Origin of the sequence: Variovorax sp. PDC80 (genome assembly GCF_900115375.1) — a bacterium.
Classification (GTDB): Bacteria; Pseudomonadota; Gammaproteobacteria; order Burkholderiales; family Burkholderiaceae_C; genus Variovorax.
Genome location: NZ_FOWG01000001.1, coordinates 463,633 through 490,004, shown reverse-complemented (window position 1 = coordinate 490,004; position 26,372 = coordinate 463,633). Strand labels below are relative to the sequence as shown.

The window sequence follows — 26,372 nt, the reverse complement described above, 5'->3', positions numbered from 1 at the left end:
AGGGGTGAGGCCCGCCACGCGGGTCGCGCGTATCGCGCAGACCGAATCTTCCTCACCCCATGTCCACATCCCGAAAACTGTCCGATCGACGCGCCGGCCTCACGCCGGCGCAGCAAGCCCTGCTGGCGAGCCGCCTGAAGGGGCTGCCGGCATCCGAAGCGCGAGAGCCGGCGCTGGTCCCGAGCACCGACGCCGCGGACCGCGCGATGCTGTCCTTCGCGCAGCGCCGCCAGTGGTTCCTCTGGAAGCTGGACCCCGCCAGCACCGCGTATCACATCGCGGAAGGATTGCGCCTCGAGGGTGCGCTCGATGTCGATGCGCTCAGGACGGCGTTCCAGGTGCTGGTGGCGCGCCACGAGTCGCTGCGCACGGTGTTCAGGGCCGGCGATGACGGGCTGGCCGAGCAGGTGGTGCTGCCCAGTCTCGTGCTGGAGATTCCGCTCGTCGACCTGAGCGGCGCCCCCGAGGCGCTGCGCGCCGGGCTGGCCGGTGAGGCCGCGCGCGGCGTGAGCCGGGAGCCTTTCGATCTGCTGCGCGGCCCCCTGCTGCGCCTGAGCGTGATCCGAGAGAGCGAACAGGCGCACGTGCTGGTGGTGGTGATGCACCACATCGTGTCGGACGGCTGGTCGATGCAGATCCTGGTCGACGAGTTCGTGGCGCAGTACCGCGCCATCGCCGAGGGCGACGTCGCGCCCGGGCTGCCGCCGCTGCCGGTGCAGTACGCCGACTACGCCGCGTGGCAGCGGCGCTGGCTGGAGGCGGGCGAGCGCGAGCGGCAGCTCGCCTATTGGCGCGAGCAACTGGGCGCCGAGCAACCGGTGCTGCAGCTTCCGGTCGACCATCCGAGAAAGTCCGAGGGCGGCTATGTCGCGGCCAGCCATGTCGTCGAACTGCCGGCCGCGCTGGCGCAGGCGCTGCGGCGCCAGACGCAGGAGCGCGGCGCCACGCCGTTCATGCTGCTGCTCGCCGCCTTCCAGGCGCTGCTGCACCGCTACACCGGGCAGGAGGACATCCGCGTGGGCGTGCCGGTGGCCAACCGCAACCGGGCCGAGACCGAGGGCGTCATCGGCTTCTTCGTCAACACGCAGGTGCTGCGCGCGCGGGTCCATGGCCGCATGCCGTTCGCCCAATTGCTCGCGGGTGTCCGCGAGGCGGCGCTCGGCGCGCAGGCGCACCAGGATTTGCCTTTCGAGCAGTTGGTCGAAGCCCTGCAGCCCGAGCGCAGCATGGGCCATTCGCCGCTGTTCCAGGTGATGTTCAACTACCTGCGCGGCGGCTACGAAGCGTTGCGCACGCTGCCGGGCCTGCGGATGGAGGGCTGCCCGCTCGGCGAGAAGGCCGCGCAGTTCGAACTGACGCTCACGGCCATCGAGGATTCGAAGGGAGGGACCAAGGCCGTCTTCGGCTACGCGCGCGAGCTGTTCGAACCCGGCACCGTCGCGCGCATGGCCGGGCACTATCTGGCACTGCTGCAGGCACTGGCCGATGCGCCCGGGCAGGCGGTGGGCGACGTGCCGCTGCACGACGAGCCGGTGCGCCCCGGGGCGCCGCAGCGCGGCCTCAACGTGCTGCGCTTCGCGAACGCGCAGCCCGTGCACCGGCTGATCGAGCAACAGGGCCGCGCGAATCCCGAGGCCGTGGCATTGATGTGCGGCGCGGAGTCGCTGACCTACGCGCAACTGAACGAGCGCGCCAACCGGCTCGCGCACCGGCTGATCGCCTCGGGCGTGGGGCCCGAGACCCAGGTCGGCATCGTGATGGAGCGCAATGCCGGCATGGTGGCGAGCGTCCTGGCCGTGCTCAAGTCGGGCGCGGCGTACGTGCCGCTGGACCCGGAGCATCCGCAGGACAGGCTGGCCTACATGGCGAGCGACAGCGGCCTGTCGCTGCTGTTGACGCAGGACAGCCTGAGGGCGCGCATCGCGGCCGACGCGGCCTTCCGCGTGCTGTCCGTCGACGCGCTCGATCTGTCGAACGAGCCGGTGCACGATCCCGATGTGCCGCTGCATGCCGAGCACCTCGCCTACGTCATCTACACCTCCGGTTCCACGGGCAAGCCCAAGGGCGTGATGGTGCGCCACGAGGCGCTGTCCCACTTCATCCGCAGCATGCAGGCCGCGCCGGGCATGACGCAGAAGGATGTGCTGGTGGCCGTGACCTCGCTGTCCTTCGACATCGCGGCGCTGGAGCTGTACCTGCCACTGAGCTGCGGTGCGCGCATCGTGCTGGCTTCGCAGGAAACGGTGCGCGACGGCCGCGCGCTGGCGCGACTGGTGGAAGACAGCGGCGCGACCGTCGTGCAGTCGACGCCCGCAGGCTGGCGGCTGCTGCGCGCGGCGGGCTGGCCGTCGGCACCCTTGCGCGGGTTCAAGGGCCTGTGCGGCGGCGAGGCGCTGCAACCCGACCTGGCCGACGACCTGCACGGCCTGGGGGTCGAACTCTGGAACATGTACGGCCCGACCGAGACCACCATCTGGTCCAGCGCGCAGCGCGTGGCGGATGGCCATCCCGGCATCGGCGAAGCCATCGCCGCGACGCAGCTGCGCGTGCTCGACGCCGGGCTGCGGCCGGTGCCACGTGGCGTGGCGGGCGAGCTCTACATCGGCGGCGTGGGGCTGGCGCGCGGTTACCTGCATCGCGCGGGCCTGAGCGCCGAGCGCTTTCTCGCGGATCCGTTCGACGAGGCGGGTGGCAGGCTCTACCGCACCGGCGACCTCGTGCGTTGGAGCGTCGACGGCCGGCTGCAATACCTGAGCCGGGTCGATCATCAGATCAAGATCCGCGGCTTCCGCATCGAGCTCGGCGAGGTCGAGGCCCAACTGCTGGCGCAGCCGGAAGTGCGCGAGGCCGTGGCGGTGGCGAAGGAGGGGGCGGGCGGCGCACGGCTGCTGGCCTACGTGTCGCCAGGGTCCGGCCAGGACGTGGACGCCGCCGGCCTGCGAATGCGACTGGCGCAGGTGCTGCCCGAATACATGGTGCCCGCGGCCATCGCCGTGCTGCCGGCGCTGCCGTTGAATGTGAATGGCAAGGTCGACCGCAAGCAGCTGCCCGAGCTGGCGCAGGGCACGCAACAGGTCTACGAAGCACCGCAAGGCGATGTGGAACAGGCGCTCGCGGCCATCTGGGCGCAGGTGCTGGGCCTCGACAGGGTGGGGCGGCACGACAGTTTCTTCGACCTCGGCGGCCATTCGTTGCTGGCGGTCCAGATGGTGGCGCGCGTCCAGTCCGCGATGCGGGCCGATATCGCCATCCAGGACGTGTTCCGCCACCCGGTCCTCAAGGACATGGCGTCGCGCACCGGAGCTTCGGCCCTCCAGGGAGGCGCCGACGACGCGCTTTCGGCCGTCGACTCCTTCATCGACAGTTTGGGAGAGGTTTGATGAGCAGCAGTAGCAACAACAGCAACACGACGACGCAACGCATCGCCGAGCGCTTTGCGCAGTTGTCCGCGCAGCAACGCCGCGCGGTGTTCCAGAAGATCCGGGCTGAAGGCCTGGGCATCGGGCAGTTCCCCATCGTGGCCGGCAGTGCCATGCCGGACGAGGCGCGAACGTTGTCGTACGCACAACGCCGCCAGTGGTTTCTTTGGAAGCTCGATGCGGCGAGCACGGCCTATCACATCTGCGGCGGCCTGCGGCTGCGCGGCGCGCTCGACATCGACGCGCTGGATGCCGCATTCCAGGCCCTGGTGGCACGCCATGCGTCGTTGCGCACGGTCTTCGCGCCCACGGACGACGGCCTGGCCGAGCAGGTGGTCATGCCGGCGTCGGTACTGGATATTCCGCGGGTCGACCTGAGCGCCATCGAAGGCGCCGAGCGTCGCGAAGCGCTGGCGGCGGAAGAAGCCGGCCGTGTGAACGACCAGCCCTTCGACCTCACGCGCGGCCCGCTGCTGCGGGTGAGCGTGATCCGCCTGGACGCGAAGGAGCACGTGCTGGTGGTGGTGATGCATCACATCGTCTCGGACGGCTGGTCGATGCAGATCCTCGTCGATGAGTTCATGGCGCTGTACGCCGCCGGCGTGCAGGGGCGGGAGTCCGCCCTGCCGGTGCTGCCCGTGGGATATGCCGACTACGCGACCTGGCAACGCCACTGGATGGAGGCCGGCGAGCGCGACAGGCAGCTCGACTACTGGCGTGAGCAGCTCGGCACCGAGCACCCGGTGCTTCAACTGCCCACCGACCATCCGCGCAAGGCCGAGGGCAGCTACCGGGCCGCGCACCATGGCCTGGTGGTGCCGGCGGCGCTGGCGCTGCGCCTGCAGCAGCGCGCGCAGGCGCAAGGCGCATCGCTCTTCATGGCGCTGCTCGCGGGCTTTCAGGCCCTGCTGCATCGCCATGCGGCGCAGGACGACATTCGCGTGGGCGTGCCCGTGGCCAACCGCCACCGCGTGGAAACCGAAGGCGTGGTCGGCTTTTTCGTCAACACGCAGGTGCTGCGCAACCGTATCGACGCGCGCATGCCGCTGCGCCAGGTGCTCAAGCAGGCGGTGCAGGCCGCGCTCGGCGCGCAAGCGCACCAGGATCTGCCCTTCGAGCAACTGGTCGAAGCACTGCAGCCCGAACGCAGCATGAGCCATGGCCCGCTGTTCCAGGTGATGCTGAACTTCCAGCGCGACGCCAAGGGTGGCGGGCTGCAGGCGGCGCAACCGCTGCCCGGGCTTTCGGCGCAGGCGTATGCACTGGGCGGGCAGGCCGCGCAGTTCGAGCTGACGCTCGATGCCGTGCAGGACGAGGCCGGCGAGCTGCGGCTGAAGTTCGTCTATGCGAGCGAACTGTTCGATCGGGAGACCATCGCGCGCATGGGCGCGCACTACCTCGCGCTGCTCGAGGCGCTGGCGGACGATCTGGCGCGCGCCGTGGGCGACGTGCGCCTGCTGTCCGACGCCGAGACTTCGGAGCTGGAGCGCTGGAGCGGCGTGCGACAACCGGGCGAGGGGGCTCGCGCGCGGCCGCTGCACACGATGATCGAGGCGCAGTCGCTGCTGCGCCCGGGTGCGCAGGCGGTGGTGTATGAGGATGAGTCGCTGAGCTACGGCGAGCTGAACGCGAGGGCGAACCGCCTTGCGCACCGGCTGATCGCACTGGGGGTGAGGCCCGAGAGCCGGGTGGGCCTGGCGGTGGAGCGTTCGCTGGAGATGGTGGTGGGGCTGCTGGCGATCCTGAAGGCCGGTGGAGCGTACGTGCCGCTGGACCCGAAGTACCCGCCCGAGCGCCTGGCGTACATGGTCGAGGACAGCGCGATCTCGCTGCTGCTGACCCACAGCGGCGTGCGTGATTGCATCGAGGCTCGCGAGGGCCTGCGCGTGCTCGAACTCGACACGCTGGACGTGTCCGGCGAGCCGGCGACCAATCCCGGGGTGGCGGTGCACGCCGACAACCTGGCCTACGTGATCTACACCTCCGGCTCGACGGGGCGGCCCAAGGGCGCGCAGCTGTGCCACCGCAACGTCGCGCGCCTGCTGGGCGCGACAGAGCCGTGGTTCGGCTTCGGCCCCGAGGACGTGTGGACGCTGTTCCACTCCTACGCCTTCGACTTCTCGGTGTGGGAGATCTTCGGTGCGCTGTGCACGGGCGGGCGGCTGGTGGTGGTGCCGTACTGGGTGAGCCGTTCGCCGGACGACTTCCTGGCGCTGTTGCGCAGCCAGAAGGTCACGGTGCTCAACCAGACGCCCTCGGCCTTCGGCCAGCTCGTTCACGCACCGTCGCTGGGCGCGGGCGAGCGCCTGGCGCTGCGCTGCGTGATCTTCGGCGGCGAGGCACTGGAGCCCGAGAGCCTGCGGCCCTGGATGGAGCGCTACGGCGACGCGAGCCCGCGGCTGATCAACATGTACGGCATCACCGAGACCACGGTGCACGTGACCTACCGGCCGATCACGCGGGCGGACCTTCGGGAGGGGCAGCGCAGTCCCGTGGGCATCGCCATTCCCGATCTGGGCATGCATGTGCTGGACGGCGAGCTCAACCGGCTGCCCGTGGGCGTGGCTGGCGAGCTGTACGTGGCGGGCGGGGGGCTGGCGCGCGGCTACGGTAACCGGGCGGGGCTGAGCGCGGAGCGCTTCATCGCGGACCCGTTCGGGCGGCAGGGCGAGCGGCTGTACCGCACGGGAGACCTGGTGCGCTGGCGCAACGACGGCCAGCTGGAGTACCTGGGGCGCATCGACTACCAGGTGAAGATCCGGGGCTTCCGCATCGAGCTGGGGGAGATCGAGGGGCAGTTGCTGGGCCAGGCGGGGGTGCGCGAGGCGATCGTGCTGGCCAGGGAGGGGGTGGGGGGTGCGCGGCTGGTGGCGTATGTGTCGCCGCAGGCGGGGCAGGAGCTGGATGCGGACGAGCTGAAGGCGGGCCTGGGGGCGGTGCTGCCGGAGTACATGGTGCCGGCGGCGTGGGTGGTGATGGCGCAGGGGCTGCCGCTGAATGCGAACGGGAAGGTGGATCGCAAGGCGCTGCCGGAGCCCGAGCGCGCGGGCACGCAGGCGTACGAGGCGCCGCGGGGGGAGACGGAGGAGGCGCTGGCGGCGGTGTGGGCGCAGGTGCTGGGCGTGGAGCGCGTGGGGCGCGGGGACAACTTCTTCGAGCTCGGCGGGCATTCGCTGCTGGCGATCCAGTTGCTCGAGCGCATCCGGCGCCAGGGCTGGAGCGTCGAGGTACGCACCCTGTTCCAGAAGCCCAGGCTGGCCGAATTCGCGCAGGCGCTCGCTCCTGCCGGCAGCGGCGGTGCCGAGGCCGCGCCGCGGGTCATCGCTTCCGAGAGCCGCATTCCCGAGGGCTGCCGCGCCATCGAGCCCGGCATGCTCGCGTTGATCGAGCTCCTGCCCGAACACCTGCGCAGCATCGAGGCCAGCGTGCCGGGCGGTGCGGCCAACATCCAGGACATCTATCCGCTCGCGCCGCTGCAGGAAGGCATCCTGTTCCACCACCTGATGCAGACCGAGGGCGACGTCTACGTCAATTCCTTCCTGCTGAGCTTCGACAGCGAGGCAAGGCTCGCGGGCTTTGTCGCGAGCCTCGACGAAGTCGTTGCACGCCACGACATCCTGCGTACCGCGGTGCTGTGGGAGGGCCTGCCGGAACCGGTGCAGGTGGTGTACCGGCGGGCCGGGTTGCAGGTGCAGTGGCTCGAGGGCGGTGGCGAGGGTGCGGGCGACGTCGCGGCGCGCCTCGAGGCCCATGTCGATCCCGCGCACTATCGCATCGACGTGCGCCGCGCGCCGATGCTGCGCGCCATTGCCGCGCACGACCCGGCCAACGACCGCTGGCTGCTCCAGGTGCCCAGCCACCATCTGGCGCTGGACCATGCTTCGGAAGAGGTGCTGGTGGAGGAGATCGCGTTGATCCTCCAGGGGCGGCGCGACGCGCTGTCGCCGTCCGTTCCGTTCCGCCGCTTCGTGGCCCAGGCGCGCTTCGGCGCGAGCCCGGCCGAGGCGGAGAAATTCTTCGGCGCCATGCTCGGCGACGTGACCGAGCCCACGGCACCGTTCGACCTGCTCGACGTGCGTGGCAACGGCAGCGAGCTGGCCGAGGCCCGCCTGCTGCTCGACGCCGACCTGACGGAGGAATTGCGGCGGCAGGCTCGCAGGACGGGCGTGAGCGCCGCCACGCTGTTCCATCTGGCATGGGCGCTGGTGCTGGCCAAGACCACGGGCAGGGACGACGTTGTGTTCGGCACCGTGCTGTTCGGCCGCATGCAGGGCGGCGAGGGTGCCGAGCGCGCGCTGGGCATGTTCATCAACACGCTGCCGCTGCGCGTACGCCTGGGCACGCGGGGCGTGGCCGCCTGCGTGCGCGAAACCCATGCCGCGCTGACCGGCCTGCTGCACCACGAGCATGCGCACCTGTCGCTGGCGCAGCGATGCACCGGCCTGCCCAAGGGCACGCCGCTGTTCTCGACGCTGCTCAACTACCGCCACATCGCGCACCGCGAAATCGACGCGAGCCATGAGGCCGCCTGGAGCGGCATCGACAACCTGGGCTTCAAGGAGTCCTCGAACTACCCGTTCGCGATGTCGGTGAACGATCGCGCGGATGGCTTCGAGCTGATCGCGCAGGTCGACGCCTCGGTCGGCGCGCAGCGCGTGTGCGACTACATGCAGGCCGCGGTGCGCCGCGTGATCGAGGGACTGGTGTCCGGTTCGGCGCGGCCCGCGGCGGGATTCGACCTGCTCACCGCATCGGAGCGCGAATGCCTCGGCGCCTGGGGCGCGAACATCCCGGCCTGGCCCGATGCCGAGCCCGTGCACCGGCTGGTCGAGCGGCAAGCCGCGCTGCGGCCGGACGCGACGGCGCTCATCTTCGGCGAGCTGCAACTGAGCTACGCCGCGCTGAACGCACAGGCCAACCGGCTGGCGCACCGGCTGGTCGCGCTGGGGGTCGAGCCCGAGACGAAGGTCGGCCTTGCCGTGCGGCGCTCGCCCGACATGGTCGTCGCGCTGCTGGCCATCCTGAAGGCCGGTGGCGCCTACGTGCCGCTGGATCCGACCTACCCATTGGACCGCCTGGCCTACATGGTGGAGGACAGCGGCATCGGACTGCTGCTGACCAACAGCGAGGCGGGCCGGAAGATTCCGGCGCCACGCAAGCTGGCACTCGACGCGCTCGACCTGGCCGCGGAGCCGTCGCACGACCCGGGCGTGCCGGTGCACGGCGAACACCTGGCCTACGTGATCTACACCTCCGGCTCCACCGGCAAGCCCAAGGGCGTGGCCGTGGCGCACGGGCCGCTGTCGATGCACGTGCAGTCCATCGGCGAGGCCTACGGCATGACGCCGGACGACCGCGAGCTGCAGTTCGCCTCCATCAGCTTCGACGGCGCGCACGAGCGCACCTGGGTTCCGCTGGTCTTCGGCAGCGCGCTGATGCCGCGCGACGAGGAGGTGTGGTCGGTCGAGCGCACCTGCGTCGAGATCGAGCGGCACGGCATCACCATCGCCTGCTTCACGCCGAGCTACCTGCACCAGATCGCCGAGCTGATGGGGGAGTCGGCGAGCGCGCTGCCCATCCGTTCGTACACGGTGGGTGGCGAGGCGATGCCGCGCACCAGCCTCGAGCTCGTGCAGAAGGTGCTGAAACCGCGTCGCGTCATCAACGGCTACGGCCCGACCGAGACCGTCATCACGCCGATGATCGCGAAGGCCGAGGACGGCACCGGTTTCGACAGCGCCTACATGCCCATCGGGCGGCTGGTCGGCGACCGCACCGCGTACGTGCTGGACGCGGGCCTGTCCCTGGTGCCGCCGGGCGTGGCCGGCGAACTCTACCTGGGTGGCGAGGGCCTCGCACGCGGCTACCTCAACCGTGCCGGCCTGAGTGCGGAGCGTTTCGTGGCGGACCCGTTCGCCGACAAGGGCGGGCGGCTCTACCGCACTGGCGACCTCGTGCGCTGGGGGGTGGATGGACAGATGGAGTATCTGGGCCGCATCGACCACCAGGTGAAGATCCGAGGCTTCCGCATCGAGCTGGGCGAGGTCGAGGCGCAGCTTCTCGCGCAGCCCGAAGTTCAGGAGGCCGTGGTCGTGGCGCGCAAGGGTGCGAGCGGCGCACGGCTGGTGGGTTACGTGGCCCCACTGCCGGGCGAGGTGATCGACGCGCGGATTCTGCGCGAACGGCTGGGACAGGTGTTGCCCGACTACATGGTGCCGGTCGCGATCGTCGTCATGGATGCGCTGCCGCTCAACGGCGCGGGCAAGGTCGACCGCGCGGCGTTGCCGGAGCCGACTTTCTCGGGTGCGGACCAGCACGAGGATGCGCAAGGTGATGTCGAGCAGATGCTGGCCGGGATCTGGGCGGCCGTGCTCGGCGTGCCTCGGGTGGGGCGCGGCGACAACTTCTTCGAGCTGGGTGGCGATTCGATCCTGAGCCTGCAGATCGTCGCGCGCGCGCGGCAGGCGGGGTGGAAGCTCACGCCGCGCCAGCTGTTCGAGCGGCAGACCGTGGCGCAACTCGCGACGGTGGCCGAACCCGTGGCGGCATCGGGCCCGCACGGCCGCGCGCCGGCCGAAGGGGCCGTGCCGCTGCTGCCGATCCAGGCGGCGTTCTTCGCGCAGGCGATGCCTTCGCGCCACTGGAACCAGGCCGTGCTGCTGCAAAGCCGCGAGCCGCTGGATCCGGCTTCGCTCGAGCAAGCCCTGGCCGCGCTGGTGCGCCACCACGACAGCTTGCGCCTGCGCTTCACGCAGGAGGCCGGCGGTGCATGGCGCCAGGCCTATGCGCCCTTGTCCGAATGCGAAACGCAGACCGTGCTGTGGGTGCGGAAAGCCCGCGATGCGGCGGAGATCGAACGTCTGTGCGACGAGGCGCAGCGCAGCCTGGACATCGGGCAGGGCCCGTTGATGCGCGCGCTGGCCATCGAAACCCCGGATGATGGCTGGCGCCTGTTGCTGGCGATCCATCACCTGGCGGTCGACGGCGTGTCGTGGCGCATCCTGCTGGAAGACCTGCAGACGGCCTACGCGCAGTGCCGCGGCGACGAACCCGTGGTGCTGCCGGCGAAGACCAGCAGCTACAAGGAGATGGCGCTCGCGCTGCAGGCCTATGCGGCAGCGCATGACGAGGAGCTTGCGTTCTGGCGCTCGCTGGCCGGGACACCGGTCGCGTTGCCCTGTGCCGACCCCGAGGCGGGCAATCGCACGGCCGACATGGAGAGCATCGAATTGCGGCTCGACCGCGCCCGGACTCAGGCGCTGTTGAAGGATGCGCCGGCGGCCTATCGCACGCAGGTCAACGACCTGTTGTTGACGGCGCTCGGCCGTGCACTGTGCGCATGGAGCGGTCACGCCTCGGTGCTGATCGACCTCGAAGGACATGGCCGCGAAGACCTCTTCGATCCGGTCGACCTGTCGCGCACGGTGGGCTGGTTCACCAGCCTGTTCCCGGTGGCGATCGAGCCGCTGGGCGAGCCCGGCGAGGCGATCCGCCGCGTCAAGGAGAGCCTGCGCCAGGTCCCGAACAAGGGATTGGGCTACGGCATCTTCAGGCACATGGGCAGCGATGCGCAGCGGCAGGCCCTGCAGGCGGTGCCGCGCGCGCAGGTCGTCTTCAACTACCTGGGGCAGTTCGACGGCAGCTTCGATGAGCAGGCACCGTGGGTGCCGGCCGCGGAGTCGGCCGGTGCCTCGGTCGACGAAGCCGTGCCGCGCGAACATGAGTTCTCGGTGAACGGGCAGGTCTACGACGGCGAGCTGGCGCTGAGCGTGAGCTTCAGCCGCGCGCGGCACGCGCGCGAGGCGGTGCAGGCATGGGTGCAACGGTTCCAGTCGGAGCTGGAGGACCTGATTGCGCATTGCACCAGCGGGGTTTCCGGCGTCACGCCTTCGGACTTTCCGTTGGCGGGAATCGGCCAGGCGGAACTCGACCGGTTGCCGATGCCGCGCGAAGACCTCGCGGACCTCTATCCCCTGTCTCCGATGCAGGCGGGCATGCTGTTCCAGAGCTTCTACGAACCCGAGGGCACGGCCTACCTGACGCAGCTGCGCGTGGACCTCGACGGTCTCGACGCGCAGCGCTTTCGGGCCGCGTGGGAAGCGGTGTTTCCGCGCCATGAGGTGCTGCGCACCGGCTTCCTGCCGCAGGAACGCCGTCCGCTGCAATGGGTGAGCCGCCATGCGGCGTTGCCTTGGCGCGAGCACGATTGGAGCGACCGTCGAGCGCCGGGCGAGGCGCTCGGCGCGCTGGCCGAGGCCGAGATGTCGCAGCGTTTCGACCTGGCCCGACCGCCGTTGATGCGGCTGTTGCTGGTGCGCACCGGCCCGTCGCAACATCATTTCATCTGGACGGTGCATCACCTGCTGCTCGACGGCTGGAGCACGTCCCAGCTCATGGGCGAGGTGCTGCGCCACTATGGCCGGCAGCCATTGCCCGCGATCGCCGGCCGCTATCGCGATTACATCGGCTGGCTGCAGGCGCAGAGCGCCGGGGCCAGCGAGAGCTACTGGCGCGGCGAACTGCGGCATGTCGAAGGTCCCACGCGCCTGGCCGATGCGCTGCCCCGGAGCACGACGGCGGCCGGCCACGGCAGCGTCCACCACGGCTTCGATGCCGAGGCGACGCGGCGGCTCGCCGAGTTCGCCAAGCGCGAGCGGGTCACGATGAACACGCTGGTGCAGGCGGCCTGGGCCTTGCTGCTGCAGCGCTACACCGGCCAGCGGACCGTGACCTTCGGCTCCACGGTGGCGGGGCGTCCCGGCGAGCTGGCCGGCTCGGAGCGGATGCTGGGCCTGTTCATCAACACGCTGCCGGTGATCTGCACGCCGCGCGTGGCGCAGAGCGTGGGCGACTGGCTGCGCGCGCTGCAGGCCCGGAACCTGGAGGCGCGGGAGCACGAGCACACGCCGCTCTACGAAATCCAGCGCTGGGTGGATCAGAGCGGACCCGGCCTGTTCGACACGATCCTGGTGTTCGAGAACTACCCTGTCGACCAGGCCATGCGGGAGGCGCTGCCGGACGGCGTCGCGGCCACCGTGGTCGCGCAGCGCGACGAGACCCACTATCCGTTGACCGTGATGGTCGAGGTGGCGCAGACGTTGATGCTGCAGTTCGACTACCACCGTGCGCTGATCGGCGACGAGGCCGTGGCGGACATCGCGCGGCATCTGGCGCGACTGCTCGAGGACTTGACGCTGGACGCCGGCCGCGCGTTGCACGCCCTCGAGATGCTGGAGCCCGCGCAGCAGCGCCAGCTCGCGCAGTGGGGCACGAACCCCGAGCACCACGGCCTGGGGGAGAGCGCGCACAGGCAGTTCGAGCAGTGGGCGGCGCGGCAACCCGATGCGCTGGCGCTGGTCCATGGCGAAGCCCAATGGACCTATGGCGAACTGAACGGCAAGGCCAACCGCCTCGCGCATCATCTGCGAAGCCTCGGCGTGGGGCCCGATGTCCGGGTCGGCCTTGCCGTGGAGCGTTCCGCGGACATGATCGTCGGGCTGCTGGCCATCCTCAAGGCCGGTGGAGCCTACGTCCCGCTGGACCCGGAGTACCCGGCGGACCGGCTGGCCTACATGGTCAAGGACAGTGCCATCTCGCTACTGCTCACCCAGCGCCGTCTCGTGCAGCGCATGGCGAGGGCCGCCACGGGCGGCCAGGCGCTCGACGTTCTCGAGATCGACACGCTCGGCCTGGAAGGCCAGCCCGCGCACGACCCCCAGGTCGCCCTGCATGGGCATCATCTGGCCTACGTCATCTACACCTCCGGCTCCACGGGCCGGCCCAAGGGCATCGGCATCGCGCACGCCGCGCTGGCCGAGCACGGCCGCGTGGCCATGGGGCTGTTCGGACTCGGCCCGCGCGACCGGATGCTGCAGTTCTCGACCATCAATTTCGACGGTTTCGTCGAGCAGGTCTTTCCGCCGCTGATGGCTGGCGCGGCCATCGTGCTGCGCGGTTCGGTGCTGTGGGACAGCGAAACCTTCTACCGGGAGCTCATCGCGCGCCGCATCAGCATCGCGGATCTGCCCACGGCCTACTGGAGCCTGCTGGTGCAGGACTTTGCGCGGCACGGCCTGCGCGACTACGGCGACCTGCGTCAGGTACAAGCCGGCGGCGAAGCGATGCCGACCGAAGGCGTCAAGGCGTGGCGCGAGGCCGGCATGGGCCATATCAGGCTGTTGAATACCTACGGTCCCACCGAGGCGGTGGTCAGCGCCACGGGCCATGACTGCAGCGCGTATCTCGCGGGCGACGAGGCCCTGCCGGCGCAGATGCCCATCGGCCAGCCGTTGGGCGGGCGCCAGCTCCATGTGCTGGACGCGGAACTTCGGTGCGTGCCGCCTGGCGTGGCGGGGGAGCTCTATATCGGCGGAGAGCTGCTGGCCCGCGGCTACCACGGCCGCCCGGCATTGACTGCCGAACGTTTCGTGGCCGATCCGTTCGGCGGACCGGACGGCACGGCCGCGGCGGGCGGGCGCCTGTACCGCACCGGCGACATCGCGCGCTGGAATGTGCGCGGCGACCTCGAATACCTGGGACGCGTGGACCACCAGGTGAAGGTGCGGGGCTTCCGCATCGAGCTCGGTGAGATCGAGGCGGGCCTGCTGGCGCAGCCCGGTGTGCGCGAGGCGGTGGTGGTGGCGCTCGAGGGGCCGGCGGGCGCGCGGCTCGTCGGCTACGTGGCCGGCGAAACGTCGGGTGCGGGTGCCCTCGACCCGCAGCAAATTCGGTCCGCGCTGGCGAGCGCATTGCCGGACTACATGGTGCCCGGCGCGATCGTGGTGCTCGCCGCCCTGCCGCTGAACCCCAACGGCAAGGTGGAGCGCAAGGCGCTGCCGCCGCTGGAAACAACGGTGGGCGAGGACGTCCATGAGCCGCCGCAGAGCGCCATGGAGGAGGCGTTCGCCGATATCTGGCGCGATGTGCTGGGCGTGGCACGTGTTGGCCGTGGAGACAGCTTCTTCGAACTCGGGGGGCATTCGCTGCTGGCCATCCAGGTGCTGGAACGCATGCGCCGGCAAGGCTGGCGCGTGGATGTGCGGACCCTGTTCCAGAACCCGAGGCTGGCGGACTTCGCAGCGGCCGTGGCCGAGGCACAGGCGGCGGCGCCGAGCGAGATCGCGGTGCCTCCGAATGGCATTCCCGCGGGCTGTACGGCCATCCGCTCCGACATGCTCCCGCTGGTGACGCTCGACGCCGAGCGGATCCGGCGCATCGAGGCGACCGTGGCGGGCGGCGCGGCGAACATCCAGGACATCTACCCGCTGGCGCCCCTGCAGGAGGGGATTCTGTTTCACCACCTTCTGCAGTCCGAGGGCGATGCCTACGTCACGCTGTGCCTGCTGGCCTTCGACAGCGAGACGCGGCTCACGCAGTTCATCGAGAGCTTCAACCAGGTCATCGCGCGGCACGACATCCTGCGCACGGCGGTGCTGTGGGAGCAGCTCGACGAACCGGTGCAGGTGGTCTGCCGGGAAGCCCGCCTGCAATTGCAGTGGCTGCATGAGGTCGAGGACGCCGCGCTGGCGCAAGGCAGCGTGGTCGAGCGCCTCCAGGCCTGCGTCGATCCACGCCGCTACCGGATCGACGTGCGCCAGGCGCCCATGGTCCGCGCCATTGCCGCGCATGACCCCGAGGGCGATCGCTGGGTGCTGCAGCTGCCGTGCCATCACCTGGTGCTGGACCACACGACGGTGGAACTGATCATCGAGGAGATCGCGTTGATCCAGCAGGGCCGGCAAGACGAGCTGGCCAGGCCGGTACCGTTCCGCCGCTACGTGGCGCAGGCCCGCCTGGGCCTGGGACGTGCCGAGCACGAGGCCTTCTTCTCGAAGATGCTGGCCGACGTCGAGGAGCCGACGGCCCCCTTCAACATCCTCGACGTGCAGGGGGACGGCACCTCGGTGGAGGAACTGCGCGTGCCGTTGGTGGCGGAGCTGTCGGCGCAGATCCGGCGCCAGGCGCAGCGGCACGGAGTCGGTGCCGCCGCGCTCTTCCATCTGGCCTGGGCGTTGGTGCTGGCCCGGACCACGGGCAGGGACGACGTGGTGTTCGGCACCGTGCTGTTCGGCCGCATGCACGGCGGCGAGGGCGCCGAGCGCGCGCTCGGCATGTTCATCAACACCCTGCCCGTGCGCGTGCGCATGCGCTCGCGGAGCGTGCTCGGCAGCCTGAAGGAAACGCACGAGGCCCTGACCGGCCTGATGCACCACGAGCATGCGAGCCTCTCGCTGGCACAGCGCTGCAGTGCGCTGTCGGGCGGTGCGCCTCTGTTCTCGGCGCTGCTGAACTATCGCCACACGCCACGCGCGGAGCCGGACACCGGCGAGGTGAAGGGATGGGACGGCGTCGAGGTGCTCGGCGCCGAGGAACGGACCAACTATCCGTTCGCGATGAACGTGGACGATCTGGGCAGCGGCTTCGAGCTGGTCGGCCAGGCCGTACGGCCGCTTGGCGCGCAGCGCCTGTGCGACTACATGCATGCCGCTCTGCAAGGACTCGTCGAGGCATTGCTTCACCAGCCGGAGCAACGCGTGCTGGCACTCGATGTGCTGAGCGCGCGGGAGCATGCGCAGCTGCAGGGCCAGGCGCCGCTGCGCATCGCCGACACGGTCGCGGTGCATCGGATGATCGAGGCGCAGTCGTTGCTGCGCCCGGGTGCGCAGGCGGTGGTGTATGAGGATGAGTCGCTGAGCTACGGCGAGCTGAACGCGAGGGCGAACCGCCTTGCGCACCGGCTGATCGCGCTGGGGGTGAAGCCCGAGAGCCGGGTGGGCCTGGCGGTGGAGCGTTCGCTGGAGATGGTGGTGGGGCTGCTGGCGATCCTGAAGGCCGGTGGAGCGTACGTGCCGCTGGACCCGAAGTACCCGCCCGAGCGCCTGGCGTACATGGTCGAGGACAGCGCGATCTCGCTGCTGCTGACCCACAGCGGCGTGCGCGATTGCATCGAGGCTCGCGAGGGCCTGCGCGTGCTCGAACTCGACACGCTGGACGTGTCCGGCGAGCCGGCGACCAATCCCGGGGTGGCGGTGCACGCCGACAACCTGGCCTACGTGATCTACACCTCCGGCTCGACGGGGCGGCCCAAGGGCGCGCAGCTGTGCCACCGCAACGTCGCGCGCCTGCTGGGCGCGACAGAGCCGTGGTTCGGCTTCGGCCCCGAGGACGTGTGGACGCTGTTCCACTCCTACGCCTTCGACTTCTCGGTGTGGGAGATCTTCGGTGCGCTGTGCACGGGCGGGCGGCTGGTGGTGGTGCCGTACTGGGTGAGCCGTTCGCCGGACGACTTCCTGGCGCTGTTGCGCAGCCAGAAGGTCACGGTGCTCAACCAGACGCCCTCGGCCTTCGGCCAGCTCGTTCACGCACCGTCGCTGGGCGCGGGCGAGCGCCTGGCGCTGCGCTGCGTGATCTTCGGCGGCGAGGCACTGGAGCCCGAGAGCCTGCGGCCCTGGATGGAGCGCTACGGCGACGCGAGCCCGCGGCTGATCAACATGTACGGCATCACCGAGACCACGGTGCACGTGACCTACCGGCCGATCACGCGGGCGGACCTTCGGGAGGGGCAGCGCAGTCCCGTGGGCATCGCCATTCCCGATCTGGGCATGCATGTGCTGGACGGCGAGCTCAACCGGCTGCCCGTGGGCGTGGCTGGCGAGCTGTACGTGGCGGGCGGGGGGCTGGCGCGCGGCTACGGTAACCGGGCGGGGCTGAGCGCGGAGCGCTTCATCGCGGACCCGTTCGGGCGGCAGGGCGAGCGGCTGTACCGCACGGGAGACCTGGTGCGCTGGCGCAACGACGGCCAGCTGGAGTACCTGGGGCGCATCGACCACCAGGTGAAGATCCGGGGCTTCCGCATCGAGCTGGGGGAGATCGAGGGGCAGTTGCTGGGCCAGGCGGGGGTGCGCGAGGCGATCGTGCTGGCCAGGGAGGGGGTGGGGGGTGCGCGGCTGGTGGCGTATGTGTCGCCGCAGGCGGGGCAGGAGCTGGATGCGGACGAGCTGAAGGCGGGCCTGGGGGCGGTGCTGCCGGAGTACATGGTGCCGGCGGCGTGGGTGGTGATGGCGCAGGGGCTGCCGCTGAATGCGAACGGGAAGGTGGACCGCAAGGCGCTGCCGGAGCCCGAGCGCGCGGGCACGCAGGCGTACGAGGCGCCGCGGGGGGAGACGGAGGAGGCGCTGGCGGCGGTGTGGGCGCAGGTGCTGGGCGTGGAGCGCGTGGGGCGCGGGGACAACTTCTTCGAGCTCGGCGGCGATTCCATCTTGAGCCTGCAGATCGTCACGCGGGCGCAACGTGTCGGCCTGGGGCTTACGCCGCGACAGTTGTTCGAGTGCCAAACGGTCGCCCGCCTTGCCGAAGTGGCCGTGGCGATGCCGGAGACGACGGCCGCCGGCGACGAGGCTCCGGTCGCGCGCGGCAGGCTCCAGGATTTCCTGGACCCGCGAATGCTGAGGGACCTGCCGTTCGATGCCGACACGGTCGAGGATGTCTACCCGCTGGCGCCGACACAGGAAGGAATGTTCTTCCATTCGATGGAGGCACAGGGCTCGGGCCTCTACGTGAACCAGCTCAGCGTGGAGGTCGGCCATATCGACGCCGAACGCTTCGAGCAGGCCTGGCAGGCCATGGTCGAGCGCCATGCCATGCTGCGCACCTGCTTCCTCTGGCAGGCGGGCATGAAGCGGCCGCTGCAGCTCGTGTTGCGACAGGCCACGGCACGGCTCACGCGCCTAGATTGGCGCGGCGCGGCCGATGTCCGGGAGCGACTGGCGGCGCACGAGGAGCAGGAGCTGGTACAGCCCATCGACTGGCTGCGGCCTCCGCTGGCGCGCGTCAGCCTCATCCGGCTGGACGACCAGCGTCATCAACTGGTGTGGACCCACCATCACATCCTTTCCGACGGATGGACCGACTCTCGCCTGATGGGCGAGTGGCTGCAGCACTACGCGGGGGAGACGCCGTCGGCGGCGTTGCCGCTCTATGGCGACTATGTGCGCTGGTTGCAGCGTCAGGACGCCAGCCTGGCGGAGGACTTCTGGAAATCGGAACTCGCGCGTCATGACGGCCCGACGCTGCTGGCGGACCCGAACCGCGATGCCGGTGGGCGCGAGGGCTACGAGAAGATCTACACGCGCATCGGCGCGGAGGAGACGGCGAGCCTGCAGCGCTTCGCGCAGCGCGAGCGCGTGACCATGAACACGCTCGTGCAAGCGGCCTGGGCGTTGCTTCTGCAGCGCCATACCGAGCGCGAGGATGTGATCTTCGGCGCCACCGTGGCCGGACGCCCGGCCAGCTTGCACGGTGCCGAAGACATGATGGGCCTGTTCATCAACACCATACCGATCGGGGTCACGCCGCTTGCGAAGCAGAGCGTGGGTGATTACCTGCGCGCGGTGCAGGAAAAGAATCTGCGCGCGCGGGACTATGAGCATTCGGCGCTGGCCGATGTCCAGCGCTGGACCGGCTCGGCCGGCCGGCCGCTGTTCGACAGCATCATCGTGTTCGAGAACTTCCCCATCGACGCGGCCATGAAGCAACTCGATCGCTTCGGCCTGGAATTCGGCAGCGCGTCCAGCGGCGGTCTGACTGGTTATGCGATGGACTTGCAGGTCACGGTGGGCGATGCGCTGGAGATCGAGTATTGCTACGCACGGCAGTCCTTCGACGACGCCACCGTGCAGGCACAGCGTCAGCAGATGGAGCATCTGCTGCGCCGCATGGCGACCGGTGCCTCGCGCCCGGTGGGTGAACTGGGCTGGCTGGACTCCTCGCTGGAGACGGCGGTGCTGGCGCTCGGACGTACCGAAGCGCTCGATGCGCCGGCCGAGCGCGGCATGGTGCATCGCCTGATCGAACGGCAGGCACGCGAGCGTCCCGAGGCGATCGCCTTGCTGCTGGGCGACGACGAGATGAGCTACGCCCAGCTCAATGCACGAGCCAACCGACTCGCGCACCACCTGGTCGGCCTCGGCGTGGGGCCGGACCGGCTGGTGGCCGTGGCGTTGGAGCGATCGCTCGACACGATCGTTGCCCTGCTGGCGGTGCTGAAAGCCGGCGGCGCCTATGTGCCGCTGGACCCGGCCTATCCCGCCGACCGGCTGGTGTTCATGCTGCAGGACAGCGGTGCCACGTTGCTGATCACGCAGAACAGCGTGCAGCCGCGCCTGCCGCAGACCGCCGTGCCGCAGCTCCTGCTCGAGGGCCTGGCCATCGAGGCGCTGAGCGCCGCCGATCCTGCGACCACCGTGGACGTCGACAACCTTGCCTATGTGATCTACACCTCGGGCTCGACCGGCATGCCCAAGGGGGTGGCCGTGACGCACGGGCCGCTGGCGATGCATTGCCTGGCGACGGCGCAGATATACGGCCTCACCTCGCATTCGTGCGAACTGCACTTCATGTCCTTCTCGTTCGACGGAGCGCATGAGCGCTGGCTGACGCCGCTGTGCGTGGGGGCCGGCCTGGCGTTGCGGGACAACGAACTGTGGACGGCGGAGCAGACCTACGAGGCCTTGCACCGCTACGGCGTCACGACCGCCGCCTTCCCGCCGGCCTACCTGAATCAGATCGCCGATTGGGCCGCGCCGCGCGACGATGCGCCTCCCGTGGAGCTCTACGTATTCGGTGGCGAGGCCATGCCGAAGGCCGCGTACGACAAGGTGCGCCTGCACCTGAAGCCGCAGATGCTCATCAACGGCTATGGGCCGACGGAGACGGTGGTGACGCCACTGATCTGGCGAACCGAAGCCAGCCGGACCTTCGAGTGCGCCTACGCACCGATCGGCCGGCCCGTGGGCGAGCGCACGGCCTATGTGCTGGACGCGGACATGCAGCCGGTTCCGGAGGGCGTGGCCGGTGAGCTCTACATCGGTGGCTATGGCCTCGCGCGGGGTTATCTCGGCCGCAGCGCACTGACGGCGGAACGCTTCGTGGCCGATCCCTTCGGCCCGGCCGGCAGCCGCCTGTACCGCACCGGAGACCTGGTGCGCTGGATGGGCGACGGCAACGTCGAGTACATCGGCCGGGTCGACAACCAGGTCAAGGTGCGCGGCTTCCGCATCGAGCTGGGCGAGATCGAAGCGAGGCTGCTCTCCATTCCCGGCGTTCGCGAAGCGGCGGTGGTCACCCACGACGGGGCTGCGGGGCGGCAGCTCGTTGGCTACGTGGTGGCGCAGGAGGGCGACATTCCGCCGCAATGGGCAGCGCGGATCCGGCAACTGCTCGGCGAGAGTCTTCCCGAGTACATGGTGCCGGGGCATGTGGTCGTGCTCGCCAGCCTGCCGCGGCTCGTGAGCGGCAAGCTCGATCGGCGCGCGCTGCCGGCGCCCGAGGCAGGTGCCGCGAACCGTGTCCATGTACCGCCGTCCACTCCGCAGGCGCGGCAGCTTGCCGAGATCTGGCAGCAGGTTCTGGGCGTGGCTCAGGTCGGCGAAACCGACAACTTCTTCGAGCTGGGAGGCGACTCGCTGCTGAGCTTGAAGGTCATTGCGCAGACACGGCGCCTGCGCGATCCGAAGCTCGACTTCAAGCTGCGCGACCTGATGCGCTGGCCGACCATCGCCGGCCTGCTGCGCTCGGTCGTGACCGAGCCGGCACGTCCCGAGACCGGCCTGGTGGCGCTGAATGGAGAAGCGGCGGGAACGGCGCCGTTGTTCTGCATCCATGCGGGCATGGGCACGATCTTCGATTACCGCCCGCTCGCGAGTCATCTCCAGGGCCGCCGCACGGTCTACGGGCTGCCGTGTCGCTCCCTCACCGACGCGGCGCACCACGATGTGTCGATCGCACAGATGGCGCAGGACTACTGCCGGATGGTCAGGCAGGTGCAGCCCGAAGGGCCGGTTCACCTGCTCGGCTGGTCATTGGGCGGTACGCTGGCCGCCGCGATGGCCGCGGAGTTCGAGGCGCAGGGGCAGGAGGTCGGCTTCCTGGGGCTGGTCGATCCGCACGTGCAGGTCGACCGCGCGAAGGAGGCCGATGGCGAGCGGGATGGCCAGCGGGATTTCGCCGATTTCGTCGCGACGGTCCTGCCCGAGTTTCGCCCCGTCGAGCCGGTGGTCGAAGCGAACGGGCTCGGCGCGATGGGCGAGGAAGCCGTGGCCGCGGCGCTCGAGCGCGTGCTCGCGCTGGTGAAGGAGGAGCGCGCTGCCAGGACCGGCGAGGTCGGCTACGCGGCCCTTGGCAGCCAGGAACTCGCGCGCATCTTCACCGTGGCCCGGCACCTGAAGAGCCTCGCGCTGCGGGCCGACGAACTTTCGGCACTGCGGTGCGCGTCGCACTGCTGGTGGATCACCGGGCGTGCGCCATCGGAGCGCGCGGCATTGACGCGGCAACTGGGTCGCGTGCCGCTCGAGTGTCACGAGTTGGCGCTGGGCCATTTCGAGATCGTTCGCAGCGAGGCGTTGCTGGAGGGTGTCGACGTGGCGTTGCAGGCGGCTCGGCGGCCTGCGGCGAACGAAGTGTCGGCCTGACGGCGATCGACCGGATGCCGCAGGGGCCTCGCAGCCCTCCCGGTGCCCGGCCAGGAGCCGAAAAAAAACCCGTCCAGCGATGGACGGGTTTTTTTACCGGGTGCGCGTGCGTCAGAACTGCATCTGCGCCGAGAAGGCGACGGTGCGCGGCGCACCGACATAGTAGGCGTTCAGCCAGTAGCTCTTGTTGGCGACGTTGCTCACGTTCAGGCGCAGCGTCAGCGGCTTCCCAGACACCTTGGTGGCATAGCGCAGGCCGACATCGGCGGTGGTCACGGACGGCAACCGGTCCGTGTTGGCCGCATCGGCCCATTGGCGGCCGGTGTAGTAGATGCCGCCGGTCAGGCTCAGGCCGGGGACCGGGAGCTCGTACTCTGAGTAGATCTTGGCCAGGACCTTCGCCACGTTCAGCGGACTCTTCCCGTTGAATTCGGAGCCCTTCACCTTCGCGCTCAGCGCCGTGATGCCGCTCACGATGGTGAGCTTGTCGGTGAGCTTGCCGGAGGCATTGAACTCGAAGCCCTTGTGGTTCTGGCGCCCGCTCTGCGTGTACACGTTGTCGCTGTCGATGAATTCGTAGGCCTTCTCGATGTCGAACAGCGCCGCAGTCAGCAGCATGTTGCCGACGGAGGCCTTGACGCCGATCTCCTTCTGCTTGCTGACCATGGGGGCCTGCACGGCACCGAAGTTGACGGCGGTATCGGGGGCGATGCCACCCGGTTCCAGGCCCTCGATGTAGCTGGCATAGGTGGTCAGCCACGGCACGGGCTTGAACATGAGCGAGACGGATGGCGAGTTGCGGCTCTTGTTGTAGTCAGGCTGCGCGCGGTCGCCGTCCGAGGTCCGGGCCTCGGTGCGGATGTTGCTGCGGTTGATGCCGACGAGCATCGACCACTGGTCGTTGAACTTGATGTTGTCGCCGATGACGAGGTTGTTGTTCCGGACCCGGCCCGAGTAGTAAGGCGAATAGAGGCTGGGCGGGAAATACGGCTCGGGCACGTAGGTCGGCTGCAAGATCGGGTACGGACCCTCGTAACCCGTGTTCGGGTTGCTGCGCGTACCCCAGGACTTGTCGGAGAACATGTAGTAGCCCAGGGTCATCTTGTGGGAGATCGGGCCGGTGTCGAAGCTGATGTCGGCCAGGGCCGAGGCAGCATCGAAGGTGTCTTTCGTACGGCCCGAGCGCAGCCGGATCTGCGTGAACTCGCCGGGCGAACTGACGCTGTTCAGCGAGTGATCCTGCGTGGGGCGGTCGATGCCGTCGCGCATGTAGGTGCCGCGCAAAGTGATGTTGTCGTTGATGCGGTACGTGGCCTTGCCCATGAGCTTGGTGTTCTCGAACTCGTCGCGAATCCACGGCTGGCTCCAGTTCTTCCTGGCATCCGGCGCGCGGCCATGCGGTATGTCGTAGGACCAATAGGCTGAAGTGCCGGAGGTCTTGTACTTGTTGTAGACCGCGTTGAATTCGAGCAGCAGCTTGTCGGTGACCTGCCAGTCGACGGCGGCGCTGATCAGTTCGCGGTTGATCCGCTGGTCGTCGATGGGCGTGTTGCCGTCCTGCTTCACGACGTTCAAGCGGTAGCCCGCACGGCCGGCCTCATCGAAACGGCCGCCGAAGTCGCCGTGGACATACGCCTGGTTCCCGCCGTAGTTGCCGACGGTGATGCTGTTGAGGCGTTCGATGGTCGGGCGCTTGTAGACGTAGTTGATCATCCCGCCCGGCGTGGCGGAGCCGTAGAGGAAGCCCGACAGCCCGTTGAGGATTTCGACCCGCTCTTTGTCCTCGATCACCGCGGCATGGTTGTAGTTGCGGCGCATGCCGTCTTCCGCGACGTTGGAGCCGTCGAAACCGCGGATGCTCACCAGCGGACTCCAGCTCGTGATCTGCGGGGTGGCAGTGCGGGTCGATGGATTGAGCTTGTAGATGTCGTCGGGCGATTGCGCCTGGATGTTCTGGATCAGTTCGCGCGGGACCACGCTGATCGAGTAAGGCGTGTCCTGCAGGCTCATGCTGCCCAGGGCGCCGACCGAGGACACGGTCTTGGCGCGATAGCCGTCCGCTGCGGTGCCGTCCTTCTGGAGCGCCGCCGATGAGTCGGATTCCAGCGCGGCCGTGACGATCACCTGCGGCAAGGTCTTGCCGGCGTCGGCGGCCGTCGCGGTACGGATCACAACGGCGCGGCCTTCGCGCACGGCGCTCAGGCCACTGCCTGCCAGCAGCCTGTCCAGCGCTTCCTGAAGCGTCAGGCGACCCGATACGGCCGGCGCGTTGATCCGGGAGACCGTGTCCCCCGATGCCAGCACCTGGGTGCCGGTCTGACGCGACAGCTCGTTCAATGCCGCTGCCAGGGGCTGCGCCGGCACGCTGATGTCGAAGGTTGGCGCGGTCGCCTGTGCGGCCGCCTGGGCCGAAGCCGGGTCGCTCCAGCTGACGAAGGTGGTCCCGAAGGCTGTGGCGATGGCGGCACTCAGGATACGGTGTCGAGGCGAAGAACGCATGGGTCAGGGCTCCAGTTAAGTAAATGCGACGTATTCGTACTTTTGGCGACAGGACTCCAGAAAATTGGAGATCCGCCGCTTCTCAAAGTAAGACGTTCGAACTCGCCAAACAGAGACAGCCTGTTTCGGCCGTGGCCCACCGCGAGGCCTGTACGACGCTCTTTTTCTCAGCGCGCCCGCAATTCCACGCTGCCATCGGGCAGGGTGGCGGTCGTGACGGGCAGGATCGTCGGCAGCAGCGCCACCAGTCCCGCCGAATCCGTGGTGCGGAAGCGGCCCGAGAGGCGCAGGGCGTCGATGCGCGTGCTGGAACTGACGATCGGCCGGGTGCGGTAGTTGTTGACCGACGCCAGTGCATCGCCCAACGGCGTGTTGTCGAACACCAGCCAGCCGTCGCGCCACGCCGAGAGCGCGCGGGTATCGGACTGCCTGACCGCGTTGGCGTGGCCGTCCTTCACTTCCACGAGTTCTCCCGCGCGCAGGTCGATGACCTGCACCGAGGATGCGTTGCCGTCCTGCCGGTCGGTACGGATCTGCACGCGGACATGGCCCTGCTCCACCCCGACGGTGATCGGCCCGCCGCGGTCGCGCACGGTGAAGACCGTGCCGACCACCTTGATCACAGCGCCGCGCGTGCGCACCTGGAAGGGCCGCTTGTCGTCGTGCACCACTTCGAATCGCACCTCGCCCTGCGCCATCTCGACGACGCGGCGCTGGCGATACAGCGCGACGTCGATCCTGCTGCGCGGCGCCATGTCGAGCTGGCTGCCCGGCATTCCGTCGACGCCATCCGGCAGCGCCAGCTTCAGCATCTGCGAGGTGCGGGTGTCGTAGGAGGCCTGAAAGACCGGCTGTTGCCAATACCACTGCACCCCGCGGCCGGCGAGAACGCCGCTGCCCAGCAGGCCCGCGATCGACAGCAGCAGCTTGCGCCGTTGCGGCCCGCGGCCCGATGCGGCGGCGTTGGCCGCCATGTTGGTTTCGGGGGCGTCGAAGTGCGCGCGCAGGTCGTCGGCCATGCCGCCGAGCACATTCCAGCGATGGCGTGCCTCCAGCAGCGCCGCCGCATGCTCGGGCGACTTGCTGCGCCACTGGTTCAGCGCCACGCGGCTGTGCTGCGAGATCTCGCCCGGCGCGATCTCGCTCTCCACGATCAGCGCGAGGGCGCGCTCGACCAGCCGTTCGCGCGGCGCTCCGATCGCCATGCCGTTCACGAGAAGTCTTCGGCCAGCGTGCCGTCGAAGCTCGCGTGGTTCTGCACGTGCGGCGGCGCGATCAGCTCTTCGCGCAGTTCGGCGAACACGCGCGAGCAGTCGATGGTGGCGCGCAGCAGGTGCTTGGCCACGGCCATCTCGGTGATGTCGAGCTGCTGCGCGATTTCCGCGCGCGTGTGGCCGTAGGCCCGGAAGAGCAGGAAGACTTCGCGCCGCCGGGGCGTGAGCTTCTCCAGCGTCGCAACCACGCGTGCGAGCACGCGCTGCTGCGCCAGCAGGTACTCGCTGGAAGGTGCCGCGAGGTGCGCGCCGACCGCTGCCTGCGTGCCGACCCATTCCTGCGCCACCTTGCGTCGGCGCGCCTCGTCGATGCACAGGTTGCGGGCCACGCGGAACAGCAGGGCACGCGGCGATTCGATGCTGGAGCCGTCCTTAGCGTCGTCGCTACCCGACGATTTCGTGGCCTGGACGAACACCCGCTCGAAGCTCGACTGCGCGATGTCCGCCGCGTAGTGGGGATCCCTCAGGTCGCGAGTGAGCTGTCGGCGCAAGTCCGCATAGTGAGCTACAAGTTCCTGGACGAGGTCGCGCATCCGGCCGCCTTCTCGCAAGCATCGACGATGGGCCCCGGGAGCCCGGTCGCTGGTCTTGCCTTCGGGCTCGTCAGCTCCGGCTAGGAATGACGAGCCGGCGATACGGCAGCGCGCTGGGTCGATCCCGGGGATCTGTAATAAGAACGATTCTTATTAAGTGTATCACCGCGCGATGTCCAA

5 protein-coding genes are annotated in these 26,372 nt (G+C 69.4%); 2 read left to right on the top strand and 3 right to left on the bottom strand.

Annotation, left to right across the window (positions count from 1 at the left end):
• Positions 1 to 59 precede the first annotated feature (59 nt).
• Positions 60 to 3,380, top strand: coding sequence for a non-ribosomal peptide synthetase (locus BM109_RS02185; protein ID WP_093340183.1), 3,321 nt, complete (start codon positions 60 to 62; stop codon positions 3,378 to 3,380).
• Positions 3,380 to 21,886 (top strand): non-ribosomal peptide synthetase, encoded by an 18,507-nt coding sequence (locus BM109_RS02180; protein WP_093340182.1) that lies wholly within the window; start codon positions 3,380 to 3,382, stop codon positions 21,884 to 21,886. The genes BM109_RS02185 and BM109_RS02180 overlap by 1 nt, the downstream gene beginning before the upstream one ends.
• Positions 21,887 to 21,997: 111 nt before the next feature.
• Here BM109_RS02180 and BM109_RS02175 read toward each other — a convergent pair whose 3' ends face one another.
• The 3 genes from BM109_RS02175 to BM109_RS02165 form a co-directional block, all read right to left on the bottom strand.
• The gene (locus BM109_RS02175; protein WP_093340181.1) at positions 21,998 to 24,385 is read right to left on the bottom strand and encodes a TonB-dependent receptor; all 2,388 of its coding nucleotides are present in this window, start codon (positions 24,383 to 24,385) and stop codon (positions 21,998 to 22,000) included.
• A 167-nt stretch (positions 24,386 to 24,552) separates the two neighbouring features.
• Entirely contained in the window at positions 24,553 to 25,590 is a 1,038-nt protein-coding gene (locus tag BM109_RS02170; protein WP_093341218.1) for a FecR family protein, read from the bottom strand.
• 5 nt (positions 25,591 to 25,595) lie between these two features.
• Positions 25,596 to 26,192 (bottom strand): RNA polymerase sigma factor, encoded by a 597-nt coding sequence (locus tag BM109_RS02165; protein WP_093340179.1) that lies wholly within the window; start codon positions 26,190 to 26,192, stop codon positions 25,596 to 25,598.
• Positions 26,193 to 26,372: the final 180 nt, after the last annotated feature.

What these genes read in the sequence shown, in the direction of transcription:
- BM109_RS02180 (WP_093340182.1), top strand. Translation starts at nt 3,380, where the DNA reads ATGAGCAGCAGTAGCAACAACAGCAACACGACGACGCAACGCATCGCC.
- BM109_RS02170 (WP_093341218.1), bottom strand. Translation starts at nt 25,590, where the DNA reads ATGGCGATCGGAGCGCCGCGCGAACGGCTGGTCGAGCGCGCCCTCGCG.
- BM109_RS02175 (WP_093340181.1), bottom strand. Translation starts at nt 24,385, where the DNA reads ATGCGTTCTTCGCCTCGACACCGTATCCTGAGTGCCGCCATCGCCACA.
- BM109_RS02165 (WP_093340179.1), bottom strand. Translation starts at nt 26,192, where the DNA reads ATGCGCGACCTCGTCCAGGAACTTGTAGCTCACTATGCGGACTTGCGC.
- BM109_RS02185 (WP_093340183.1), top strand. Translation starts at nt 60, where the DNA reads ATGTCCACATCCCGAAAACTGTCCGATCGACGCGCCGGCCTCACGCCG.